The sequence below is a fragment of the Leisingera sp. UBA4491 genome, assembly GCF_002388965.1.
Lineage (GTDB): Bacteria > Pseudomonadota > Alphaproteobacteria > Rhodobacterales > Rhodobacteraceae > Leisingera > Leisingera aquaemixtae.
Map to the genome: position 1 here is coordinate 16,873 of NZ_DGNN01000031.1, position 20,321 is coordinate 37,193.

A 20,321-nucleotide genomic window follows, 5' to 3' on the forward strand; every position below is an offset into this window, starting at 1 on the left:
ATCAGCTCAGCCACCTTTTACGGCGGCGGTAGGACCGCACGTCGCGGAAGCTCTTGCGTCCTTCATCCGACATCCCGAGGTAGAATTCCTTCACATCCGGGTTCTCCCGCAGCTCCGCCGCGGGCCCGTCCATCACCACCCGGCCCGATTCCAGGATATAGCCGTAGTGGGCATAGCGCAGGGCGACGTTGGTGTTCTGCTCCGCCAAGAGGAAGGTCACGCCCTCGTTTTCATTGATCGACTTCACGATCTCGAAGATCTGCTCCACCAGCTGCGGCGCCAGACCCATCGACGGCTCGTCCAGCAAGATGGTCTCCGGCCGCGACATCAGCGCGCGGCCCATCGCCACCATCTGCTGCTCGCCGCCCGAGGTATAGCCGGCCTGGCTCTTCCGCCGCTCCTTCAGGCGCGGGAAGTAGCTGTAGACCATTTCCAGGTCTCTCTGGATATTCGCGCCGCCATCCGAGCGTGTATAAGCGCCGGTGAGCAGGTTCTCTTCCACCGTCAGGTGCTCAAAGCAGTGGCGGCCTTCCATCACCTGGATGACGCCCTTCTTCACCAGCTCCGCCGGATCCTGCTCATGCACGGCCTCGCCGCGGTATTTGATAGAGCCCTTGGTGACCTCGCCGCGCTCCGAATGCAGCAGGTTCGACACCGCCTTCAGCGTTGTGGTCTTGCCGGCGCCGTTGCCGCCCAGCAGCGCGGTGATGCCGCCTTTGGGCACATTCAGGCTCACGCCCTTCAGGACGAGGATCACGTGATTGTAGATCACCTCGATATTGTTGACCTCCAGCAGGGTCTCGGCCTGCACGTCGGCGGTGTTCGCTGCATCCAGCATCAAAGCGTGTCCTCATGCCTGTCCCGGACCAGATCCGGGATCCCGTTGAGTGGCGCGGCAGCGTGCCGCCGCGCCGGTTTCGTTCCGGCCCCCTGGGACGGGGGCCGGCATGAGCCCGTTATTTGCAGTTAGGTTCGATGTTGTTTTCTGCCGCGTAAGCAGCCGAATCTTCCTCGACCAGCTTGCCGATCACTTCGGTATCCGACGGTTTGAAGTCAGAGATCAGCGACCAGGTCTTGCTCTCCGCATCCCACTGGGTCACACCAACCAGACCCGGACCGCCGTGGTTTTCGCAGGAGACGCTGAAGGTCGGGCCGAAGTTCGGCATTCCCAGCGCTTCCATCTTCGCCTCGTCGATCACCAGCGCTTCCATGCCGTCGCGCATCATCGCAGGGGTGATGTCCTTGGTGCCGTGGATCTCCTGTGCCGTCTTGGCAGCTTCGGCGGCCAGCATTGCCGCATACATGCCGCGGTTGTACAGCACGTTGCCGACCTGATCGCCGGCACCTGCCGCTTTGCCCGCATCCACGACATATTTCTGGATGTCGTCAAACACCGGGAAGTCGCGGCCCACGTTGTGGAAGGTCACCGCCTTATAGCCATCAGCCTTGTCGCCCGCGGGCAGCACGTCATGCTCGGCACCGGACCACCACACGCCGATGAAGTTCTCCATCGGGAAGCGGATGTTGGCGGCTTCCTGGATCGCCACCTGGTTCATCACGCCCCAGCCCCACATCACGACATAGTCGGGACGGTCGCGGCGGATCTGCAGCCACTGCGATTTCTGCTCCTGGCCGGGATGGTCGACCGGCAGCGCAACCAGCTCAAAGCCATGCTTCTTGGACAGCTCCTCCAGGGTGCGGATCGGCTCCTTGCCATAGGCGGAGTTGTGGTAGACCAGCGCAATCTTCTTGCCGTTCAGATCGCCGCCGTTCTCTTCCAGCAGGTAGTTGATCACACCCGATGCGCCGTTCCAGTAGTTGGCCGGGTAGTTGAACACGTGGCTGAACACCTGGCCGTTCGCGGCCGAGGTGCGGCCATAGCCCATGGTGTGCAGCGGGATGTTGTCCGCGGTCACTTTGGGGATCAGCTGATAGGTGATGCCGGTGGACAGCGGCTGATAAATCAGCGCGCCCTGGCCCTTGGTGGACTCGTAGCATTCCACACCCTTCTCGGTGTTATAGCCGGTCTCGCATTCCACCACCTTGGCCTTGACGCCGCCGATGCCGCCATCGCGCTCGTTCAGCAGGGTGAAATAGTCGTTGTAGCCGTCCGAGAACGGAATGCCGCCAGCCGCATAAGGCCCGGTCCGGTAGCTGAGGTCCGGGAACACCAGATCGGCCATTGCCGGACCGGCTGCCATCGCGGCGCCAAGCGCCAGTGTGGTCAGTGTCTTTTTCATCGGCTTAAATCCTCCCTTTGGTCTTATCCGATGGTTTCATTCGGCGGGGGTGGTCTTGGTTTTCTCCCCGCCAGCGTGTGTGCCGCCCCGCCTTAGTGCGGGAAGGGCCAGAGTCTCAGTTTTTCCTTGGCAACCCGCCACAGCTGCGCCATCCCGTGCGGCTCCGCGATCAGGAAGACGATGATCAGCGCGCCGACGATCACCAGCTGGAAATGCGCCACGATGTCGGTGGGCCAGCCCAGCAGGTCCACGCCCACCACCTTCAGCACCACCGGCAGCAGCACCAGGAAGGCGGCACCGGCAAAGGAGCCGAAGATCGAGCCCAAACCGCCGAGGATCACCATGAACAGCACCAGGAACGACTTGTTGATGCCAAAGGCCTCGCCGACCTCGACCGCGCCCAGGTAGACCGCAAAGAACAGCGCGCCGGAGATGCCGATGAAGAAGCCGGAGACGGCAAAGGCCGTCAGCTTGGCCTTCAGCGGGTTCACCCCGATGATCTCGGCCGCGATATCCATATCACGGATCGCCATCCAGCTGCGGCCCACGGTGCCGCGGGTCAGGTTGCGGGCAACCAGCGCGCAGAAGGTCAGGAAGATAAGGCAGAACAGGTAGGTGGCCCAGGCCGGCGCGTTGGGGCCGGTGATGATGATGCCGAAGGTATCGCGCTCCGGCGCGTTGATCTGGCCCGAGGCCGAGTAGTTGTAGAACCACGGCACCCGGTTGAACAGCCACACCAAAAAGAACTGCGCCGCCAGCGTCGCCACCGCCAGGTAGAAGCCCTTGATGCGAAGGGACGGCAGGCCGAACAGCACGCAGACCCCTGCGGTGATGCCGCCCGCCAGCAGCACGTGGATGAACATGCTGACCTCCGGAAAGGCGGTCATCAGCTTGTAGCAGGCATAGGCCCCCACCGCCATGAACCCGCCGGTGCCCAGGGACACCTGGCCGCAATAGCCGACCAGGATATTAAGCCCGATCGCCGCAATCGAATAGATCAGGAACGGCAGCAGGATCGCATTGGCCCAGTAATCATTGATCAGGAACGGAATGATCCCGAAGGCCACCGCCAGCACCACATAGTACCGGTAGCGGTCGAACTTGATCGGGAAGGTCTGGCTGTCATCTGCATAGGAGACTTTGAAATCCCCGGCTTCACGGTAGAACATGTCTCAGATGCTCCCTTTCTCTTGCAAACGGGACCCGGTCCGGGTGTCTGTCTTGAATGTTTCAGCGGCGGCACTCATTCGACCTGCCCCCACTGGGCTTGCGCGGCGTCACGCTGTTCGCGGGTCATCCGCGCCGATGGTTTGGCATAGCCGCTGCGCTCGCTGCCGCGCACCAGCCGAAGATAGGCGATGATGCCGGTGATCAGCCCGGCGGAGGCCAGAAGCGCCGCGGTCACCACCTGGGATTCGCTGTAGCTTTCCGCTGTCAGCGCCAGATAGCCGAAGGCCCAGAACCCGGCCCAGGCGACCACGTTGACGATGGCAATCATCTTTTTCATGCCGCCGCCCTGCCGTTAACCACTTCTTCAGAAATCCCGGCTTCGCCACATTTCGCCCAAATCTCTTTGCCACCTTGTGCGCGGGTAAAGTGAGTGGGACCAATGACCGCGATTTTCGAGGAAATCCGGCGGCTGGAGGCCGCGCGGAAGAAGGGTTGGATATCAGCATCCGAATATGCAGTGGCCAAGGGCCGGCTGCTGGAAACTGTCGAGGACGCTACCGTGCTGCCGCCGTTCCAGGCCGCGCCGCAGCGGCGCGCGGTGTCCAGCGACGCGCCCGGCCCCTGGGGGCTGATGCTGATCGGGCTGCTGGGCGCCGGCGTGCTGACATTCATTGCCGGGCAGGTGATCGGCGATCTCAGCATCGCCTTCACACTGGTGGCCAGCGTCTTTGCCGCCATCGTCATCGCCGCTTTCCGCCGGCTGGAGGGCTGAACGCGCGGGGAGCAGATCATATGAGCCTCAGACCCGTTCAATGATCTTCTCCCCGAACAGGCCCTGCGGACGGAACACCAGGAAGAGCAGCGCCAGCACATAGGCAAACCAGTTCTCAGTGGCGCCGCCGACCATCGGGCCGATGGCAAACTCGAACAGTTTCTCGCCCACACCGATGATCAGGCCGCCCACGATGGCGCCGGGGATCGAGGTGAAGCCGCCCAGCATCAGCACCGGCAGCGCTTTCAGCGCGATCAGCGACAGCGAGAACTGCACGCCGGACTTGGTGCCCCAGACGATGCCCGCAACCAGCGCCACAAAACCTGCGACCGACCACACCAGCACCCAAATGAAGTTCAGCGAGATGCCCACCGACAGCGCCGCCTGGTGGTCATCCGCCACAGCACGCATCGCACGGCCCTGTTTGGTGTACTGGCTGAAGGCCACCAGGCCCGCCACCAGCAGCGCCGCAATGACGGTCGCCACGATATCCAAGTTGTCGATAAAGAAGCCGTAGCCGAACATGTTGAAGGTGGTCTCGTCGATCCACAGGTTGATGCCCTGCGGCAGACCTACGTCCAGTGTCTTGATCTCGGAGCCCCACATCAGGTCGGCCACGCCTTCCAGGAAGTAGGCCAGGCCAATGGTGGCCATGAACAGGATAATCGGCTCCTGCCCGACCAGATGCTTCATTACCAGCACCTGCACCAGCCAAGCCAGCAGCACCATCACCGCCACCGTGAGGGCAATCGCCAGCACCCCGGGCACATTCCAGCCGAAATGGGTGACATGGCCGCCAAAGACCGCGTTGATCACATGCGAGAAGGGCACCTGCCCCTGCATGATCCCCACAAGGGTCATCGCCGCAAACAGCGCCATCACGCCCTGGGCATAGTTGAAGATGCCGGAGGCCTTGTAGATCAGGACAAACCCCAGCGCGACCAGCGCATAGAGAACGCCCGCCATCAGGCCGTTCAGCGTGACTTCCATCGCAAAGACAAGTTGTTCGGGCATTAGAGGCTCTCCTCGGAATTCTGCGCTGCGGCGGTGCACAGGGGGTGCACAGGGGGTGTACGGCTGTCACCCTGCCAGGGCCGGGTCTTGCTGCGCTGCGGCTCAGTCATGGCTGACCCCCAGATAGGCGTCGATCACATCTTGGTTATTGCGCACCTCATCCGGCGTGCCGTCACCGATCTTTTTGCCGTAATCCATCACCACGACCCGGTCGCTGAGGTCCATCACCACGCCCATGTCGTGCTCGATCAGGGCAATGGTGGTGCCGAATTCATCGTTCACATCCAGGATGAAGCGGGACATGTCCTCCTTCTCCTCGACGTTCATGCCGGCCATCGGCTCGTCCAGCAGCAACAGCTTCGGCTCCGCTGCCAGCGCGCGCGCCAGCTCAACCCGCTTTTTCAGGCCGTAGGGCAGCCGCGCCACCGGTGTCTTGCGGATGTGCTGGATCTCCAGAAAGTCGATGACCCGCTCCACGATCTCGCGGTTCTCGGTCTCTTCCTTCTCCGCCTTACCCTTCCACAAGGCCTGCGAAAAAAGGCCTGTTTTCATGTAGTTGAGCCGCCCGGTCATGACGTTGTCCAGAACGCTCATGCCATCAAACAGCGCGATGTTCTGGAAGGTCCGGGCGATGCCCTGGCGGGCCACCTCGTAAGGTCTCATCTGCGGCCGCCTGGAGCCGCGGAACCAGACTTCGCCTTCCTGCGGCACATAGAAACCGGAGATCACGTTCAGCATCGAGGACTTGCCGGCGCCGTTCGGGCCGATGATCGCGCGGATTTCGCCCTCGCGGATGTCAAAGGAAATGTCCTTGATCGCCACCACGCCGCCGAACCGCAGGGTGATGTTTTTCATCTCCATCACGACGCCGCCGATGGTGCGGCCGTCTTCCGTGACGTAGCTCTCGGAATTATCAAGCATAACAACGGCCTCCATTTTTTTGCCACATAGAAATTTTAAGATTTCCATGCGATACTTGTGGGAAACGAGCAGCAAGGAGATCGAAGTTATGTTCGGCGAACTTGAGCATTCCTGCCTTCTGAAGATGGCACTTGAATGCAAGCAGATGGGCCTCAGCCAATCCGAAAGCCTGGCCTCCATCATTGAGCAGACACACGGGTTCAGTTCCCCCTTCAAGATTCAGCAGGTGGTCAACACGGCCTTCCACCCTGAGCTTAACCCCGACCTGATCTGAGACCGTTCCGGCCTGCCCGGCACGGGGCGGTGTCATTTCCGGAGATACGTGCGTCATTCCGCGGCCACCTTGTGAACCGCTGCCGGTTTCACTTCGGCATCGACGATGGTCAGCGTCGCCTTGATGGATCCCTTGCGGCCATCCTCATAGGTCACTTCCGTGACGGTCGAGACCTTTTCCGAACCGTCGTAAAGCGCGGTGATGATATCATCGAATTTCTCTTCCACGATGCGGCGGCGCACCTTGCGGGTGCGGGTCATCTCGCCGTCATCGGCATCCAGTTCCTTGTGCAGCACCACAAAGCGGTGGATCTGGCAGCCCGACAGCATCGGGTCTTCCGCAACAGAATTGTTCACCTGCGTCACATGCGAACGGATGGTTTCCAGAACCTTCGGATGGCCCGCCAGCTCCTGGTAGGAGGCGTAGGCGATATTGTTGCGCTCGGCCCAGTTGCCCACGGCCGTCAGGTCGATGTTGATAAAGGCGACACACCGGTCGCGGCCATTGCCGAACAGCACCGCTTCCAGGATGTCCGGGTAGAACTTCAGCTTGTTTTCCACATACTTGGGCGCAAACATGCTGCCGTCGGCCATCTTGCCCACATCTTTGGCGCGGTCGATGATCCGCAGGTGGCCAGAGCCTTCCTCGAAGAAGCCGGCATCACCGGTGGCCACCCAGCCTTCGGCATCCTTGGTTGAGGCCGTGGATTCCGGGTTGTTGAAATACTCCACGAAGGTGCCCGGCGAACGGTAATAGATCTCCCCGTTGTCGCCGATCTTGATCTCCACCTCCGGCGCCGGAACGCCGACGGTGTCAGCACGCACTTCGCCATCCGGCTGCACGGTGATGAAAACGGTGGCTTCAGTCTGGCCGTACAGCTGCTTCAGGTTGATGCCCAGAGAGCGGTAGAAATCGAAAATCTCCGGCCCGATCGCCTCCCCCGCGGTGTAGCCTACGCGAATGCGGCCATAACCCAGCGTGTCCTTGAGCGGTCCATAGACCAGGGCATTGCCCAGCGCGTATTTCAGGCGGTCCATCATGCCGACGGGCTTGCCGTCCAGAATCTTGCCGCCGACTTCCTTCGCGTGGGCCAGGAAATGGTGGAACATTTTGCGCTTCAGGGTGCTTGCGTCCTCCATCCGGATCATGACGTTGGTCAGCTGGCCCTCAAAGACCCGCGGCGGCGCAAAGAAATACGTCGGGCCGATCTCGCGCAGGTCGGTCATCATAGTGTCGGCGCTTTCGGGGCAGTTCACGCAGAAACCGCACCAGTAGGCCTGCCCGACCGAGAAGATGAAATCGCCCACCCAGGCCATCGGTAGGTAGGAAAGAATGTTCTCGTTTTGGGTCAGCTTATCGAACTCGGCGGAGTTCTTGGCGCTTTCGATCACATTGCGGTTCGACAGCACCACGCCCTTGGGCTTGCCGGTGGTGCCTGAGGTGTAAAGCATCACGCAGGTGCTGTCGTAGTTCAGCTTGTTCTGGCGCGCGGCCAGTTCGCCGGTCAGTTCGTCGCGGGCCGCCCGGCCCTGATCCTGAATATGGCTGAACTGGTGCAGCTGGGTGTGGTCGTATTTCCGCATCCCGCGCGGATCGAGGTAAATCATGTGCTCAAACTGATGCAGCTGATCCTGGATCTCGATCACCTTGTCGGCCTGTTCCTGATCGCCCACGATCACGAAACGTGCGCCGCAATGGCCCAGCACATAGGCCATCTCCTCGGCCACCGCATCCTGATAGAGCGGCACCGGCACAGCGCCCACCGCCTGCGCGGCGACCATCGACCAGTAGAGATAGGGGCGGTTGCGGCCGATAATGGCGACAAAATCACCCTCGTTAACGCCAAGGTTGATCAACCCCAGCGCCAGCGCCTCAATTTCCTTTGCCGTCTCGGCCCAGGTCCAGCATTGCCAAATGCCGAATTCCTTTTCCCGGTAGGCCGGCGCGTTTGCGAATTGCGCCGCATTGCGTTGAAGCAGCGCCGGCAGGGATTGCTTCCCCTCGGCGCCCATCTGCATCTGAGCCAACTTTTTTTCCTCCCTTTCCGGCGTTGCTGCCGGACTGACCGCCGTCCGCGGTTCTGGCCCCGATTAGGGACAGCCACAGGTTAGCCCGTCAACTTTTTCCTGAAGTTTTCCTAAATCTTACGAATTGTAACAGGCGTCTTCCTCTTGTTTTACAGCTTGTTACGCAAGGCATCCCGGCGCGTATCGCGGGGAACCCTTTCCGCCATGCGGCTGCCGCGGCGGAAACTGCGCGGGATGCGCACAGACCGGGGACAGGCCGAATCGATTTCCCGGTGATTCTTTCTGAAATGCGGTTCCGCGGGAATGGCAGCCGCAGCTTGCATCCGGCAATCAGAAGGCGGGTTTGGCCTGCCGGGGGCGGCACAGTTTATCCGCCGCGGCTGAATGGCAATTTGCCCCTGTTCGACAGCGGTGTTAGCCATGGGCCGGGGAGAGCCATGAACCGTACAAATAAGCAGCACGCCGCCATGACCACCGCCGGGCTGAACCTGATCGCCCAGGCGCTGTCGATTTATGACAATGATTTGCGGCTGGCCGTGTGCAACCGCCGCTTTCAGGAAATGTTCAATCTGCCGGACCACCTGACGCAGCCCGGGGCGTCCTTTGCCGACACCATCCGCTTTCTGGCGGAAAACGGCGAGTATGCCCCGGAAACAGATATCGAAGAGATCGTGCGGACCCGGGTCGAGCAGGCGCTGAACTTCGTGGCTCACTACTTGGAGCGTGAGCGCCCCAACGGGCAAATGATTTCAATCGAAGGCTCGCCTCTGCCGCAGGGCGGATGGGTCACCGTCTATACTGACATCACCCGCACCAAACGGGCAGAGCAGCTGCTGCGCGCCCGGTCGGAGGAGCTGTCCGAAAAGCTGATCGCCTATACCGAGGAGCTGTCTGCGGCCAACCGCCAGCTGGAGGCTGCCAACACCGCGCTGGAAGAGGCCAAGCGGCAGCTGACCGAGATCGAGGGCCGCACCCGGCTGACCACCGAGATGATGCCCGCCCATATCGCCCATGTGGATGCGGACGGCTATTACACTTACACCAACCGCCGCCTCAGTTCAGTCTTTCCCAGCCGCCCCTCGGATATTCTGGGCATGCACATCTCGGACGCGCTTGGGCCTGACGCCTTTGAACGGATCGAGCCGCATCTGCTGGCCGCCTACAAAGGCGGCAGCCCGGTGTTCGAATTCACCGAAAGCCACAGCAGCCGCCGCATCCGGGTAGCCTTCACACCGGATCAGCAGGGCGGCGTCTACATCCTGTCGATGGACGTGACCGAGGAAACCCAGGCCCGTGTTGCCCTGCAGCAGGCCCGCCGCCGCGAGATGGCGGCGCAGATGACCAGCGGCCTGGCGCATGATTTCTCCAACCTCCTGACCATCATTCTGGGCATGCAGGGCAAGCTGGAAAAAATCGGCCTGGACGGGGAAGCCGCGGAAATGGTCCAAGGCACGCTGTCTGCTGCGCGGCGCGGCGGACGGCTGCTGAACCGGATTGCCGAGATGACCGGCCAGCGCGCCCTGCGCCCGCAGGCCACCAATATGCATGAGCTGCTGGGGGAGCTGAAAATCCTCGCCTCCCCGTCGCTTCCGCAAGGCGTGGGGCTCAGCATTCTCGACAATATGCCGGATCAGGTGCTGCTGCTGGACAGCGGCAAGTTGCAGGATGCGCTGCTGAATCTGATCCTGAATGCCCGCGATGCCTGCGGCACCTCCGGCCAGATCACCGTCAGCGCCCACGCGGTAGGGCACACTTGGGTGGAAATCACCGTCACCGATACCGGCCCCGGTTTCTCTTCTGAGGCACTGGAGAAGGCCCTGAACCCGTTCTTCACCACCAAGGGCAGCGAAGGCTCCGGCCTGGGCCTGCCGATGGTTTACGACATGGCCAAGCTTGCGGGCGGCGATATGCGGCTGGGCAACACTCTGACCGGCGCTTCAGTCACCCTGCGGCTGCCCTACCGCCAGGCCCCCGACGCCAAAGGCGGCATGGCGCTTTTGGTTGAGGACAGCGAGGAACTGCGCACCGCCTTCCGCGACATGCTGATCGACCTTGGCTATTCGGTGATAGAAGCCGCCAGCGTTGATGAGGCCAGCGCACTGACCGCCGACCTGCCGGACATCGCGCTGGTGCTGTCGGACATCAAGCTGGAAGGCTCCGCGACCGGCATCGACCTGGCCTCCAGGCTCGACGGCTCCGGCCTGCCCTGCATTCTGATGACTTCATTGCCGGTCAGCGACCCTTTGTTCCGCAAGGCATTGAAATGCGGGCCGGTTTTGCGCAAACCTTTCACCACCCACCAGTTGTCCGAATTGATCGCACCGGAGCCCGCCGCATGACATCCCCCCTGGTCACCATCCTGGATGACGAGCCGGAAATCCGCCGGATCCTGACCGAAACGCTGGAGGATGCGGGTTTCCGGACCCAAAGCTTCGCACGCGCGCGCGAGTTCGAGGCGGCGCTGAACCGGGTGACACCGGACGTCTGCCTGGTGGATCTGTCGCTGCCCGACACGGACGGGCTGGCGCTGGTGCACAGGCTGGCGCTGGAACAAGGGGCGGCGGTCATCATCATCTCCGGCCGCGCCCAGGTGCAGGACCGGGTAACAGGGCTGGAGCTTGGGGCGGATGACTATATCACCAAACCGTTCGATCCGGCCGAGGTCGTGGCCCGGGTCCGCGCCCGCCTGCGCAGCGGCCCCCGCACAGCGGCGCCCGCCAGCGAAACCGCCCGGTTTTCCGGCTGGACCGCCCATTTTGACCGCTACATGCTGGAAGATGCCACCGGCACCGAGACCCCCTTCTCCCACGCCGAAGGCGAGGTCTTGCGGCTGTTTCTGGACAGCCCCAAGCGGCTGATCTCCCGCGCCCAGATGCAGGAGGCGCTTGGCGGTGCTGCCGGTGAAAGTTTCGACCGGGCGATGGATGTTCGGATTTCGCGCCTGCGCACCAAGCTGCGCGAGGACCCCAAGAACCCGCGGCTGATCAAAACGATCTATGGCGCGGGCTATATTTTTCTGGGCGATGTGGACTGGGCCTGACCCAAGCCAAAGCAGAAAAGCTGCCTGAAAACCCTGCGCTTACTCCAGTCAGATGGAGGGCCGCGGAATAACGCGGCCACTGGCCTCTTGCCCGGGCGAATCGCTGCGCGTAGAATCGCTTCATGGCCACCTGTCTGCTCTACCGCCAAGCCCCCTCGCGCCCGTCGCGGTTCTACCGCATCGAGCTGGCGATGAACTTGTTTTCCGAGGTTTCCGTGCTGCGCGAATGGGGTGTGGCCGGCGGCAACGGGCGCAGCGTTATCAACATCTACGGCAACCTGCGCGAGGCGTCTCTGGCCGCCGACAAGCACCGCAAGCGGATGCTGAAGCGCGGCTACGGCCGGACCTGACCCGCGCCGCGCCCGCGGCGCCCGGCCCAACTGTGAGGGTCATCCGGCAGGATGACCGGGAACAGGCGGGAGCGCCCTGCTCCTGTTGCACGCCCTCAGGTTAAGACCGCCAGCGACCGGGCGGCACGGTCTAGCACTTGCAAACCCAGCACCAGATCCGCCTCGTCAGTGTCCTCGTCAAAAGCATGGCTGATGCCGCCGATCGAAGGCACAAACAGCATCCCCGCAGGCATCACCGTGGCCAGGTTGGCCGCATCATGCAGGGCGCCAGAGGGCATCTTCTGCCACTTGCCGGGCGCAAGCTCCTCCGCTGCGGCAGCCAGCCCGGCCTGAAACCGCGCGTCTATCGCCGCCGGTTCGATCCCCATCACCGGACCAAGCAGGGCCGTGACGCCGTGCTCCTCAGAGATGTCCTGCGCCGTTTCCTTGATGAGCGTTTCCATCCGTGCCAGCCGGCCGGCATCCGCATCGCGCCACTGCATCGAAAACTCCACGCGCCCGGGCACAACTGAGGACGCATTGGGATGCAGCGCCACATGGCCGATGGTCCAGACCGTGGCAGCCGTGACCACACCGGCAAACCGGCTGTTCAGCTCTGTATTAAAGGCCGATAGCGCCTGGAACGCATCCCGGCGCAGGTGCATCGGCGTGGTGCCCGCATGGTTCTGCCGCCCTTCGAACGTGATCCGCATGTCGCGGATGCCGACGATGTCCGTCACGACGCCAAGCCCAAGTCCGGTCTCCTCCAGATAGGGCCCCTGTTCGATATGCATCTCCAGAAACCCGGTGAACCGGCGGTGCGGCAGGAAATCCCCGGCCAGATCCGCCATCCGCGCCCGCATGTCCGCAAGCGTGCTGCCGGCGGTGTCGGTGAGGCCGTCCGCATCCTCCAGCGCCAGCTTGCCGGTCCAGACATCCGAGCCGGTCAGCACCCCGAACCGCCCCTCCTCATCCTGAAAGCTGACGCAGGAGACAGGTGGCCCTCCGGCTTCTTTGGCCGCGCGGGCAATCTCCAGCCCGGCCACCACACCCAGCGCCCCGTCCAGCCAGCCGCCCTCGGGCTGGCTGTCACTGTGCGAGCCCACCAGCAGGCTGTTCTCTCCGGCCAGCCCGAACAGGTTGCCCAGAGGGTCAAAATGCGGCTCCAATCCAGCCTCTTCGATCCGCCCGGCCAGCCATCTGCGCGCTGCAATGTCGGCGTCTGAATATGCCTGGCGTACCACCCCCTTCCCCACACCAGACGCGCCGAAACTGCGCAAGACATGCAGATCATCGAGAAATCGCTGAGGGTCGAGGGTCATGATGGGGCTCCGTACTGACCGGCCCACAGTGCTCCAAGACGTTGCCGCCCTCAATGGAATTGATGGGACCAGTGCCCAAACCCTCTCTTCCCTCTGCCCGGAACCTTCCCTAAGACTTCCACCGGTAACAACGGAGCTGCCCTGCATGTCCCACATCACCCTGATCCGCCACGGCCAGGCCAACACCAGCGCCCGGGATGAGGCGAGCTATGACCGGCTGAGCGATCTGGGCCACCAGCAGGCGGCCTGGCTGGGCGAGCATCTGCGCAGCAGCGGCAATCATCATCCGCGCGTCTATTGCGGCACGCTGACCCGGCATATCGAGACTGCGGCCTCAATGGGCTATGCCGGCGCGATTCAGGATCCGCGGCTGAACGAGATGCAGTATTTCACCCTTGCCGAGGCGATGCGCGATCAGCACGGGCTGCCGATCCCGGAAGAACGCGAGGGCTTTGTCGAGCACCTGCCAAAGGTCTTTGCCGCCTGGGCGGACGGGCAAATCTCCCGGCCCTATGAAAGCTGGGAAGACTTCGAGGCCCGCACCCGGCTGGCGCTGGAGGAGATCGCCGCAGGCGACGGCCCCGCCCTGGTGGTGACGTCGGGCGGCCTGATCTCGATGGCGCTGCGGCAGGCGATGGGGCTGGACACTGCCGGCATGGCGCGGATTGCACTGGCAGTCATGAATACCTCGATCCACCGGCTGTTTCCCATCGGCGGCCACTGGAGCCCGGTTTTGTTCAACGCAGTGCCGCATCTGGAAGCGCCGGACCGGCATTTTGCCCAGACACATCTGTGACGTCCGAACGGGAGGAAGACCATGCAGCTGTATTACGCCCCCAACACCATTTCGGTGGCCGTGGCCATCGCGCTGGAGGAAGCCGGGATCGAGTACGAGACAGTAGAGATCGACTTTGCCGCCAAGGAGCAGACCGGCGCGGCCTATGGCCAGATCAACCCCAAGGGCCGGGTGCCTGCGTTGGCGGTGGAGGGCGGCATCCTGACCGAGACCGGCGCGCTGCTGGAATACATCGCCGATGTGTCGCCCGAGGCTGGTTTGCGCCCGCAGGACCCGGTGCGGCTGGCCCGGATGCGCGAGGTGATGTTCTACCTCGCCTCCACCATGCATGTGAACCACGCCCACAAGCTGCGCGGCACCCGCTGGGCCAAGGAGCGCGCCAGCTGGAAGGACATGCAAAAGATGGTACCCCAGACCATGGCGGCTTCCTGCGAGTACATCAGCCAGTTCGGGCTGCGCGGCCCGTTTGTGCTGGGTGACGAAATCAGCCTCGCCGACTGCTACCTCTATGTGGTCTGCACCTGGCTGGAAGGCGACGGAGTCAACGTGGCGGACTTCCCGAAAATCCAGAACTTCATGACGGCAATGGAACAGCGCGGATCCGTCCGCGCGGTTTATGCCAAGGGAATGCTTTGAAGGACATGACAATGACGCATCTGTGGGTACGGGCCGAACAGCGCCCCAACGAAGAGCGGGTCGGCCTGACCCCCGAAGGCGCCAAGGCGCTGCTGGCCGCGGGCATCAAGGTCACGGTGGAGGAAAGCTCGGTGCGGGCGATCCCGTTGCAGGGCTACATCGATGCGGGCTGCGATATTGCGCCGGAAAACTCCTGGCCCCAGGCGCCTGCGGACGCAATCATCTTCGGCCTAAAGGAGCTGCCGGAGGACGGCACCCCGCTGCCGCACCGCCACATCATGTTCGGTCATGCCTTCAAGGGCCAGCACTCCGGCAAGGCGCTGCTGGAGCGGTTCAAGGCTGGCGGCGGCACGCTTTATGATCTTGAATACCTGGTCGATGAGACCGGCCGCCGGGTTGCCGCCTTTGGCTATTGGGCTGGCTATGCTGGCGCTGCCGTGACGCTCAAGGCCTGGGCCGCCCAGCAGCGCGGCGAGATCTGCGGGCCGGTTGGCGTCTATGGTGGAAAGGATGCGCTGCTGGCCGAACTTGGCGGCGAGCTTGATGCCCTGAACAAGGGCCGCCCCACCGCCATCGTGATCGGCGCGCTCGGCCGTGTCGGCACCGGCGCGGCTGACCTTTGCGAGGCGATGGGCGTGCAGGTCACCAAGTGGGACATGGCAGAAACGGCCGACGGCGGCCCCTTCCCGCAGATTCTGGATCATGATCTGTTCCTGAACTGTATCTTTGCCCGTCCCGGCACTCCGGTCTTTGTTTCCCGTGAAGCACTGATCGCAGAGCGCAAGCTGACCGCCATCGGCGATGTCGCCTGCGATCCGGACAGCGATTACAACCCGGTGCCGGTCTATGACCGCGCCACCACCTGGAATGCCCCCGTGCTGCGCGTTGCCGAAACTCCGGTGCTTGACGTCATGGCCATCGACAACCTGCCGTCGATGCTGCCGGTGGAGAGCTCTGAGGATTATGCTGCCCAGCTGCTGCCCTCGCTGCAGGCTCTGACCGATCTGGAGAGCGGAGTCTGGGGCCGGGCCAAGGCGACCTTCCTGGAGCACCTGCCCGAATGATCGCGCCTTACGTCGGTTATCTGGCGGCCTTTCTTGGAACCGTCTGCTGGATCCCCCAGGCCTGGAAGGCCTGGGCGTCCCGAGACACCTCCGGCTTGTCGCTGCCGTCGAACCTGATGTTCCTGGCCACGGTCTCTCTGTGGCTGGCCTATGGGGTGATGGTGGGCGACTGGCCATTGATCCTGGCAAATATCTGCGCCGTGACTGCCGTGCTGGTGATCGTCGCGGCCAAACTGAAATTCGGATAAGGGAGTACTCTCATGACTATTCACTGGTGCGGCACCGGCCTGTCGGCAATCCCCGGCCTGCGCCGCCTGCTGGAAGCGGGCCACGATGTGGCGGTGTGGAACCGGACCACCGACAAGGCGCGCGAAGCCGTAGGCGACCTGACCACCAACATCCACGCCTTCAGCATCGCCAACCTGGGCCAGATGCTCAGCCCCAAGGACATCATTGTCTCAATGCTGCCGGGCGACTGGCACGTGGCGCTGGCCGAACTGGCGATCGAGCACGGCGCGCATTTCGTGTCTTCCTCCTATATCGCGCCGGAAATGCGCGCCCTGGACCAGAAGGCCAAGGATGCCGGCGTCTGCCTGATCAACGAGGTCGGGCTGGATCCGGGCATCGATCACCTGATGGCCCACGCGCTGGTCGCGGACTATAAGGCCTCTGATGCCTATGACGCCGGTAACGAGATCAGCTTCATCTCCTATTGCGGCGGCATCCCCAAAACGCCGAACCCGTTCCGCTACAAATTCAGCTGGTCGCCGCTGGGGGTGCTGAAGGCGCTGCGCTCCCCCTCCAAGTCGATCCGCGATTTCAAGGAGCTGGATGTTGCCCGCCCCTGGGACGCGATCTCCTCCTACGAGGCGCCGCTGCCCGCGCCCGAAAGCTTCGAGGTTTACCCCAACCGTGACTCGATCCCCTTCATTGCCCAGTATGAGTTCGGCAAAGACTGGAAAGTGAAAGAGTTCGTCCGCGGCACCCTGCGCCTCAACGGCTGGGCAGACGCCTGGGCGGGTGTGTTCAAGGAGGTCGAGACGCTTTCGGGTCCCGAGGGCGATGCCCGCCTCAAGGAAATGTCGGACCAGTTCTGGGCCGAAAACGCCTACGACGAAGGCGAGCCGGACCGGGTTGTCCTCTGCGTGGGCCTGAAGGCCGAAAAAGACGGCACCGAGGTCTGGCACAAAACCTATGTGATGGATGCCTGGGGCGATGCGCGCGGCACTGCGATGGCGCGCCTGGTGTCCTACCCGGTGTCCTTCGCCATCGAAGCCGCCATGAACGGCAAGATCGCCGCCGGTGTCCACGCCGCGCCCAGCGATCCGGTCCTGGTGGCGAAATGGATGGAGGAAATCGGCAAGCTGGCGCAGCACCTTGAGGTTGTTGACAGCAAGAGCTGACAGCCCAGCGTGCCCGCTGGCGGAAACCAGCGGGCACGCGCCAATATCCTCTATTCTTCTGGCCTCAAATATCCCGGGGTCCGGGGCAGCGCCCCGGCTGCTGCGGCAAAGACAAATGGCGCGATGACTGCGCCGCCCTGCCTGCCGAGGGCCTTAGCGCCCGCAGAATGCGCGGCGGCTTGGCTTCAACGGCCGATCACGTCTTCCTCGACTTCATTCACGTCGATGCCCAGCGCCTCCAGCCCGGCTTCCAGATTGTCGGCCAGATGCGGGGTGCCGAGCAGGTAATCCGCGGTTGGAGTGGTCGCTTCCTGCCGGGCAGTATAGATCGCATCGCCAAGCTCTTCCGGCTCGAAGCTGCCGCGCCCGACCCACATAATTGCGACCAGTTCCGCCTGCTGGTCCTCGCTCATCCGGTCAATGAAGGCGCGCAGCTCACCCTCCGCGCGGCCCAGTTCCCGGGCCATCATCGCCACCTGCGCCACCTTGCGGACTGAGATCTCCAGCATTGCTCCACTCCTTCTGTTCGCTGCCTCAGCATATCAAACCGCGGGCCAAACGCCTAAGTCTTTGATCTGGGGCAAATGGGGCGGCGGTCAGCCCTGCGCCTTGCCGAAGAGCGCGAGCTGTTTGCTGCGCCCGCGCAAGACCTCCGCGGGCAGCGCCGTCCAGCCGTTGCGCGCGGGCTCTGCCCCGGCTGCCCGCAAAAGCGCCTCAGAGGCAATCAGCGCCATACCATGGACCTTGGTCAGCTGCTCAAGCCGCGCTGCGGTGTTCACCGTGTCGCCGAAGACGGAGTACTCCAGCCGCTCGGGAGTGCCCGTCACGCCTGAGAAGACCTCGCCCCAATGCACCCCGATCCCGGCGGCCAGCCCGGCGCCGCCCGCCTGTTCCCGCATCCGGCACCATGCGGTAACGTCCGCCAGCAGGCCTTCGGCACAATCCAGCGCCCGCGCCGCCGCATGCTCCCCCTCAAACAGGATCATTGCCGCGTCACCAATGTACTTGTCGATCAGCCCGCTGGTGCGGCCCGCGACATCTTCCACCCGGGCGCGGAATTCCGTGATCAAAGCGCTGACCTCCTTCGGCTCACGCCCCTCGCACCAGCTGGTAAAGCCGCGGATGTCGATGAAAAGAATTGCCATTGGCTGCTGGCGGCCCGCCTGAAGCGCTTCCAGACCGCCGCCCGCCAGGCGGCCCGCCAGCTGGGCCGGAAGGTAGCGGGTCAGGTTCGCCTTCTGCCGCGCTTCCTCAATCGAGCGGTGCAGCAGGTGCCGCATGCGCACCGCAGCCACCACCAGAACTGCACCTGCCAGACACAGCATCACCAGTCGCATGACGTTGGGCGGCGGCGCCAGGGACAGGGCGATCCGCCCGGCAAGATCCGGCGTGGTTTGCGGCGGCTGCCACAGGATCATCCAGCCAAGCCCCGCAGCAATCAGCACCAGCATCACGGCAAGCCGCAAAGGGTTGAACCGCAGCACGCCAAAGGCCAGCACAACCGGCGCCATCCACACGGCGGGCATCACAAAAAGCGCACCGCCGGGCACCCCGGTATTCACCAGCGACAGGAAGGTGTTGAGCAACAGAAAGGCGCAGTCTGCCAGGACCGCCAGCCAGATCATCCAAGGCTTGAACAGCCCTTTTCCGATCGCCCAATAGATCAGCCCCCCAACCGTCAGGTAGGAGAGCAGCGTGGCCGCCGCCAGCCCGATCTGGCGGCGCAGATGCGGCTCCTCAATTGCCCGCACAGAATCTATGGCCAGCATCATTGCCAGCATCAGGCCCAGCGCCACGGCAATGCGCAAAAGCGCAACAATGCGTTCGGCTTCCACCTCAGCTGCAGTCAGCAGCGCCGGCTCCTGTGGTCTTGCCGTTGCATGCGCCTGCAGCAGCCGCATCTACTCCTCCGTCAAAAGCGCCACCTGCCGCGGCTCGACTTCCACTTGGCCCGGATCTTCCAGCTCAGCCCCGTTTGCCACAACGCCCATCGCCTCAAACCGGCGGGCTGAGGGCAGCACCCGGGCTTCGAGCGAGCCCACCGCCTTGTTGTAGTTGTTCACAGAGGAAGACAGCGACCGCCCGACCGAGGCCAGGTTTTTCGAGAAGGTCGCCAGCCGGTCATAAAGCTCCTTGGCGGTCTTCTGCACTTCGACCGCGTTCTCTGCCATCTTCTCCTGCTGCCAGCCATAGGCAATGGATTTGACCAGAGCCATCAGAGTGGTTGGCGTGGCAATCAAAACTTTGTTTTCAAAAGCAAATTCTATCAGCCCCGGATCCGCTTCGGCCGCGGCTGACACAAAGGTTTCGCCAGGAATGAACATCACCACAAAGTCCGGCGTTTCCGCCAGAGCGCTTTGATAGGATTTCGAGGCAAGCTGCCGGACGTGTGTCTTCACATGGTTTGCGTGACGGGCCAGCGCCGCCTGCTGCTGCTCGGGCGTTTCTGCCTCCAGCGCATCCAGGTAGGCCTCCAGCGGGGTCTTGGCATCCACCACGATGCTCTTGCCACCCGGAATACGGACCACGGCGTCGGGCCTGCGCAGGCCGTCATCGGTGCCCACGCTTTTCTCCAGCTCGTAGTCGACATGTTCGGCCATGCCGGCCATCTCGAACACCTGCCGCAGCTGCATCTCGCCCCAGCGGCCGCGGGTCTTGGGCGCGCGCAAGGCCTGCACCAATTTGCGGGTCTCGCCGCCCAGCATGGCCTGGCCTTCGGCCAGATGTTTCACCTGCACCTGGATCGCGCCGTAAGCCTCGTTGCGGGCCTGCTCAATCTCCTTGATGCGCTCGCCGAACTGACCCAGCTTGTGGTCCAGCGGCTTCACCAGGCTTTCAATCGCAGCATGGCGCTTGGCCAGATCAGCATCCGCTGTCTTGCTGTGCGCCTGAAAGCGTTCGCTGACCAGGCTCAGGAAACTCTCGGAGTTCTGTTTCAAAACGCCGTTGGCCAGCGAGGCAAACTTGTGCTCCATCTGCTGGTTCATCTGATGCAGCTCTTCCAGCCGCGCCTTGTGCTCTGCCTTCAGCGCCTGCACCTGGGCCTCGGCCTGGTAGCGGGCGGCGCGCTCGTTCTCACTTGTGCGGCGCAGGGTGGCCAGTTCATCCGCCAGGTCCGGCAGCCGCGCCGCTTCCGCCTGCAAGCCCGCGTTGTGGGTGCGCAAATCGGCGTTGAGCTGCTCCATGCGCCTTGCGTGGCCGCGCAGCCGCAGCCCGGCCAAGGCCAAAAGCACCGCCAGCCCGGCCAGCGCGTAGATGGCCCATTGGGCCTCTTCCAGTGTCACTGCTCTTCTCCTCTTGACCGAGGTTTATT

General features: G+C 63.2%; 21 protein-coding genes. 10 read left to right on the plus strand and 11 right to left on the minus strand.

The features are described from left to right. Position 1: 1 nt before the first annotated feature. The 4 genes from B2P87_RS19150 to B2P87_RS19165 form a co-directional block, all read right to left on the minus strand. Positions 2-838, minus strand: a complete 837-nt coding sequence (locus B2P87_RS19150) for an ABC transporter ATP-binding protein (RefSeq protein WP_058287583.1) — start codon at positions 836-838, stop codon at positions 2-4. A gap of 118 nt (positions 839-956) precedes the next feature. Then, the gene (locus B2P87_RS19155; protein WP_058287582.1) at positions 957-2,240 is read right to left on the minus strand and encodes an ABC transporter substrate-binding protein; all 1,284 of its coding nucleotides are present in this window, start codon (positions 2,238-2,240) and stop codon (positions 957-959) included. A 92-nt stretch (positions 2,241-2,332) separates the two neighbouring features. Continuing rightward, positions 2,333-3,409 (minus strand): branched-chain amino acid ABC transporter permease, encoded by a 1,077-nt coding sequence (locus B2P87_RS19160; protein ID WP_141891524.1) that lies wholly within the window; start codon positions 3,407-3,409, stop codon positions 2,333-2,335. A 74-nt stretch (positions 3,410-3,483) separates the two neighbouring features. Next, a complete protein-coding gene (locus B2P87_RS19165; protein WP_141891525.1) occupies positions 3,484-3,747 on the minus strand; it encodes a hypothetical protein in 264 nt (87 codons plus the stop codon). A 102-nt stretch (positions 3,748-3,849) separates the two neighbouring features. Between B2P87_RS19165 and B2P87_RS19170 the strand changes: the two genes are divergently transcribed. Continuing rightward, complete coding sequence (locus tag B2P87_RS19170) at positions 3,850-4,182, plus strand: hypothetical protein (protein ID WP_058287579.1); 333 nt, start codon at positions 3,850-3,852, stop codon at positions 4,180-4,182. A gap of 27 nt (positions 4,183-4,209) precedes the next feature. On the opposite strand, the gene B2P87_RS19175 is transcribed toward B2P87_RS19170, so the two are convergent. Further along, entirely contained in the window at positions 4,210-5,196 is a 987-nt protein-coding gene (locus tag B2P87_RS19175) for a branched-chain amino acid ABC transporter permease (protein WP_141891526.1), read from the minus strand. A gap of 102 nt (positions 5,197-5,298) precedes the next feature. Beyond that, a complete protein-coding gene (locus tag B2P87_RS19180; RefSeq protein ID WP_058287612.1) occupies positions 5,299-6,117 on the minus strand; it encodes an ABC transporter ATP-binding protein in 819 nt (272 codons plus the stop codon). Between the two features lie 46 nt (positions 6,118-6,163). Here B2P87_RS19180 and B2P87_RS19185 point away from each other — a divergent pair, with 46 nt between their 5' ends. After that, complete coding sequence (locus B2P87_RS19185) at positions 6,164-6,391, plus strand: hypothetical protein (RefSeq protein ID WP_245595097.1); 228 nt, start codon at positions 6,164-6,166, stop codon at positions 6,389-6,391. A gap of 53 nt (positions 6,392-6,444) precedes the next feature. On the opposite strand, the gene B2P87_RS19190 is transcribed toward B2P87_RS19185, so the two are convergent. Further along, positions 6,445-8,409, minus strand: coding sequence for an AMP-binding protein (locus B2P87_RS19190; protein WP_141892121.1), 1,965 nt, complete (start codon positions 8,407-8,409; stop codon positions 6,445-6,447). A gap of 446 nt (positions 8,410-8,855) precedes the next feature. On the opposite strand from B2P87_RS19190, the gene B2P87_RS19195 reads away from it, so the two are divergent. From B2P87_RS19195 to B2P87_RS19205, 3 genes are all read left to right on the plus strand, one after another. Next, positions 8,856-10,757, plus strand: coding sequence for a hybrid sensor histidine kinase/response regulator (locus tag B2P87_RS19195; protein ID WP_058287576.1), 1,902 nt, complete (start codon positions 8,856-8,858; stop codon positions 10,755-10,757). Continuing rightward, positions 10,754-11,458 (plus strand): response regulator transcription factor, encoded by a 705-nt coding sequence (locus B2P87_RS19200; protein ID WP_141891527.1) that lies wholly within the window; start codon positions 10,754-10,756, stop codon positions 11,456-11,458. The genes B2P87_RS19195 and B2P87_RS19200 overlap by 4 nt, the downstream gene beginning before the upstream one ends. Before the next feature lie 122 nt (positions 11,459-11,580). After that, entirely contained in the window at positions 11,581-11,808 is a 228-nt protein-coding gene (locus B2P87_RS19205) for a WGR domain-containing protein (RefSeq protein ID WP_058287574.1), read from the plus strand. Between the two features lie 95 nt (positions 11,809-11,903). Here the strand turns inward: B2P87_RS19205 and B2P87_RS19210 are convergent, their stop codons facing one another. Further along, positions 11,904-13,109: a hydantoinase/carbamoylase family amidase gene (locus B2P87_RS19210; protein WP_141891528.1), complete on the minus strand. Its 1,206-nt coding sequence runs from the start codon at positions 13,107-13,109 to the stop codon at positions 11,904-11,906. A gap of 145 nt (positions 13,110-13,254) precedes the next feature. Here B2P87_RS19210 and B2P87_RS19215 point away from each other — a divergent pair, with 145 nt between their 5' ends. From B2P87_RS19215 to B2P87_RS19235, 5 genes are read left to right on the plus strand one after another with little or no spacing between them, the layout of a single operon-like run. Continuing rightward, entirely contained in the window at positions 13,255-13,905 is a 651-nt protein-coding gene (locus B2P87_RS19215; protein ID WP_141891529.1) for a histidine phosphatase family protein, read from the plus strand. Positions 13,906-13,926: 21 nt separating this feature from the next. Next, positions 13,927-14,541 (plus strand): glutathione S-transferase family protein, encoded by a 615-nt coding sequence (locus B2P87_RS19220; protein WP_141891530.1) that lies wholly within the window; start codon positions 13,927-13,929, stop codon positions 14,539-14,541. An 11-nt stretch (positions 14,542-14,552) separates the two neighbouring features. Then, complete coding sequence (locus tag B2P87_RS19225) at positions 14,553-15,605, plus strand: saccharopine dehydrogenase (protein WP_141891531.1); 1,053 nt, start codon at positions 14,553-14,555, stop codon at positions 15,603-15,605. Continuing rightward, on the plus strand, positions 15,602-15,853 hold the full coding sequence (locus B2P87_RS19230) for a SemiSWEET family sugar transporter (protein ID WP_141891532.1): 252 nt from the start codon (positions 15,602-15,604) through the stop codon (positions 15,851-15,853). Before B2P87_RS19225 ends, B2P87_RS19230 begins: the two co-directional genes overlap by 4 nt. A 12-nt stretch (positions 15,854-15,865) precedes the next feature. Further along, positions 15,866-17,008, plus strand: coding sequence for a saccharopine dehydrogenase family protein (locus B2P87_RS19235; protein ID WP_141891533.1), 1,143 nt, complete (start codon positions 15,866-15,868; stop codon positions 17,006-17,008). Positions 17,009-17,193: 185 nt separating this feature from the next. On the opposite strand, the gene B2P87_RS19240 is transcribed toward B2P87_RS19235, so the two are convergent. The 3 genes from B2P87_RS19240 to rmuC form a co-directional block, all read right to left on the minus strand. After that, on the minus strand, positions 17,194-17,517 hold the full coding sequence (locus tag B2P87_RS19240) for a DUF3775 domain-containing protein (RefSeq protein ID WP_058287569.1): 324 nt from the start codon (positions 17,515-17,517) through the stop codon (positions 17,194-17,196). An 87-nt stretch (positions 17,518-17,604) separates the two neighbouring features. Continuing rightward, positions 17,605-18,909 (minus strand): adenylate/guanylate cyclase domain-containing protein, encoded by a 1,305-nt coding sequence (locus B2P87_RS19245; RefSeq protein WP_141891534.1) that lies wholly within the window; start codon positions 18,907-18,909, stop codon positions 17,605-17,607. Continuing rightward, a complete protein-coding gene (rmuC, locus tag B2P87_RS19250; protein WP_141891535.1) occupies positions 18,910-20,292 on the minus strand; it encodes a DNA recombination protein RmuC in 1,383 nt (460 codons plus the stop codon). It abuts the gene before it with no gap. Positions 20,293-20,321: the final 29 nt, after the last annotated feature.

What these genes read in the sequence shown, in the direction of transcription:
- B2P87_RS19225 (WP_141891531.1), top strand. Translation starts at nt 14,553, where the DNA reads ATGACGCATCTGTGGGTACGGGCCGAACAGCGCCCCAACGAAGAGCGG.
- B2P87_RS19205 (WP_058287574.1), top strand. Translation starts at nt 11,581, where the DNA reads ATGGCCACCTGTCTGCTCTACCGCCAAGCCCCCTCGCGCCCGTCGCGG.
- B2P87_RS19170 (WP_058287579.1), top strand. Translation starts at nt 3,850, where the DNA reads ATGACCGCGATTTTCGAGGAAATCCGGCGGCTGGAGGCCGCGCGGAAG.
- B2P87_RS19200 (WP_141891527.1), top strand. Translation starts at nt 10,754, where the DNA reads ATGACATCCCCCCTGGTCACCATCCTGGATGACGAGCCGGAAATCCGC.
- B2P87_RS19215 (WP_141891529.1), top strand. Translation starts at nt 13,255, where the DNA reads ATGTCCCACATCACCCTGATCCGCCACGGCCAGGCCAACACCAGCGCC.
- B2P87_RS19180 (WP_058287612.1), bottom strand. Translation starts at nt 6,117, where the DNA reads ATGCTTGATAATTCCGAGAGCTACGTCACGGAAGACGGCCGCACCATC.
- B2P87_RS19245 (WP_141891534.1), bottom strand. Translation starts at nt 18,909, where the DNA reads ATGCGGCTGCTGCAGGCGCATGCAACGGCAAGACCACAGGAGCCGGCG.
- B2P87_RS19195 (WP_058287576.1), top strand. Translation starts at nt 8,856, where the DNA reads ATGAACCGTACAAATAAGCAGCACGCCGCCATGACCACCGCCGGGCTG.
- B2P87_RS19240 (WP_058287569.1), bottom strand. Translation starts at nt 17,517, where the DNA reads ATGCTGGAGATCTCAGTCCGCAAGGTGGCGCAGGTGGCGATGATGGCC.
- B2P87_RS19155 (WP_058287582.1), bottom strand. Translation starts at nt 2,240, where the DNA reads ATGAAAAAGACACTGACCACACTGGCGCTTGGCGCCGCGATGGCAGCC.
- B2P87_RS19235 (WP_141891533.1), top strand. Translation starts at nt 15,866, where the DNA reads ATGACTATTCACTGGTGCGGCACCGGCCTGTCGGCAATCCCCGGCCTG.
- B2P87_RS19220 (WP_141891530.1), top strand. Translation starts at nt 13,927, where the DNA reads ATGCAGCTGTATTACGCCCCCAACACCATTTCGGTGGCCGTGGCCATC.
- B2P87_RS19210 (WP_141891528.1), bottom strand. Translation starts at nt 13,109, where the DNA reads ATGACCCTCGACCCTCAGCGATTTCTCGATGATCTGCATGTCTTGCGC.
- B2P87_RS19165 (WP_141891525.1), bottom strand. Translation starts at nt 3,747, where the DNA reads ATGAAAAAGATGATTGCCATCGTCAACGTGGTCGCCTGGGCCGGGTTC.
- B2P87_RS19160 (WP_141891524.1), bottom strand. Translation starts at nt 3,409, where the DNA reads ATGTTCTACCGTGAAGCCGGGGATTTCAAAGTCTCCTATGCAGATGAC.
- B2P87_RS19175 (WP_141891526.1), bottom strand. Translation starts at nt 5,196, where the DNA reads ATGCCCGAACAACTTGTCTTTGCGATGGAAGTCACGCTGAACGGCCTG.
- B2P87_RS19230 (WP_141891532.1), top strand. Translation starts at nt 15,602, where the DNA reads ATGATCGCGCCTTACGTCGGTTATCTGGCGGCCTTTCTTGGAACCGTC.
- B2P87_RS19190 (WP_141892121.1), bottom strand. Translation starts at nt 8,409, where the DNA reads ATGCAGATGGGCGCCGAGGGGAAGCAATCCCTGCCGGCGCTGCTTCAA.
- B2P87_RS19185 (WP_245595097.1), top strand. Translation starts at nt 6,164, where the DNA reads ATGCGATACTTGTGGGAAACGAGCAGCAAGGAGATCGAAGTTATGTTC.
- B2P87_RS19150 (WP_058287583.1), bottom strand. Translation starts at nt 838, where the DNA reads ATGCTGGATGCAGCGAACACCGCCGACGTGCAGGCCGAGACCCTGCTG.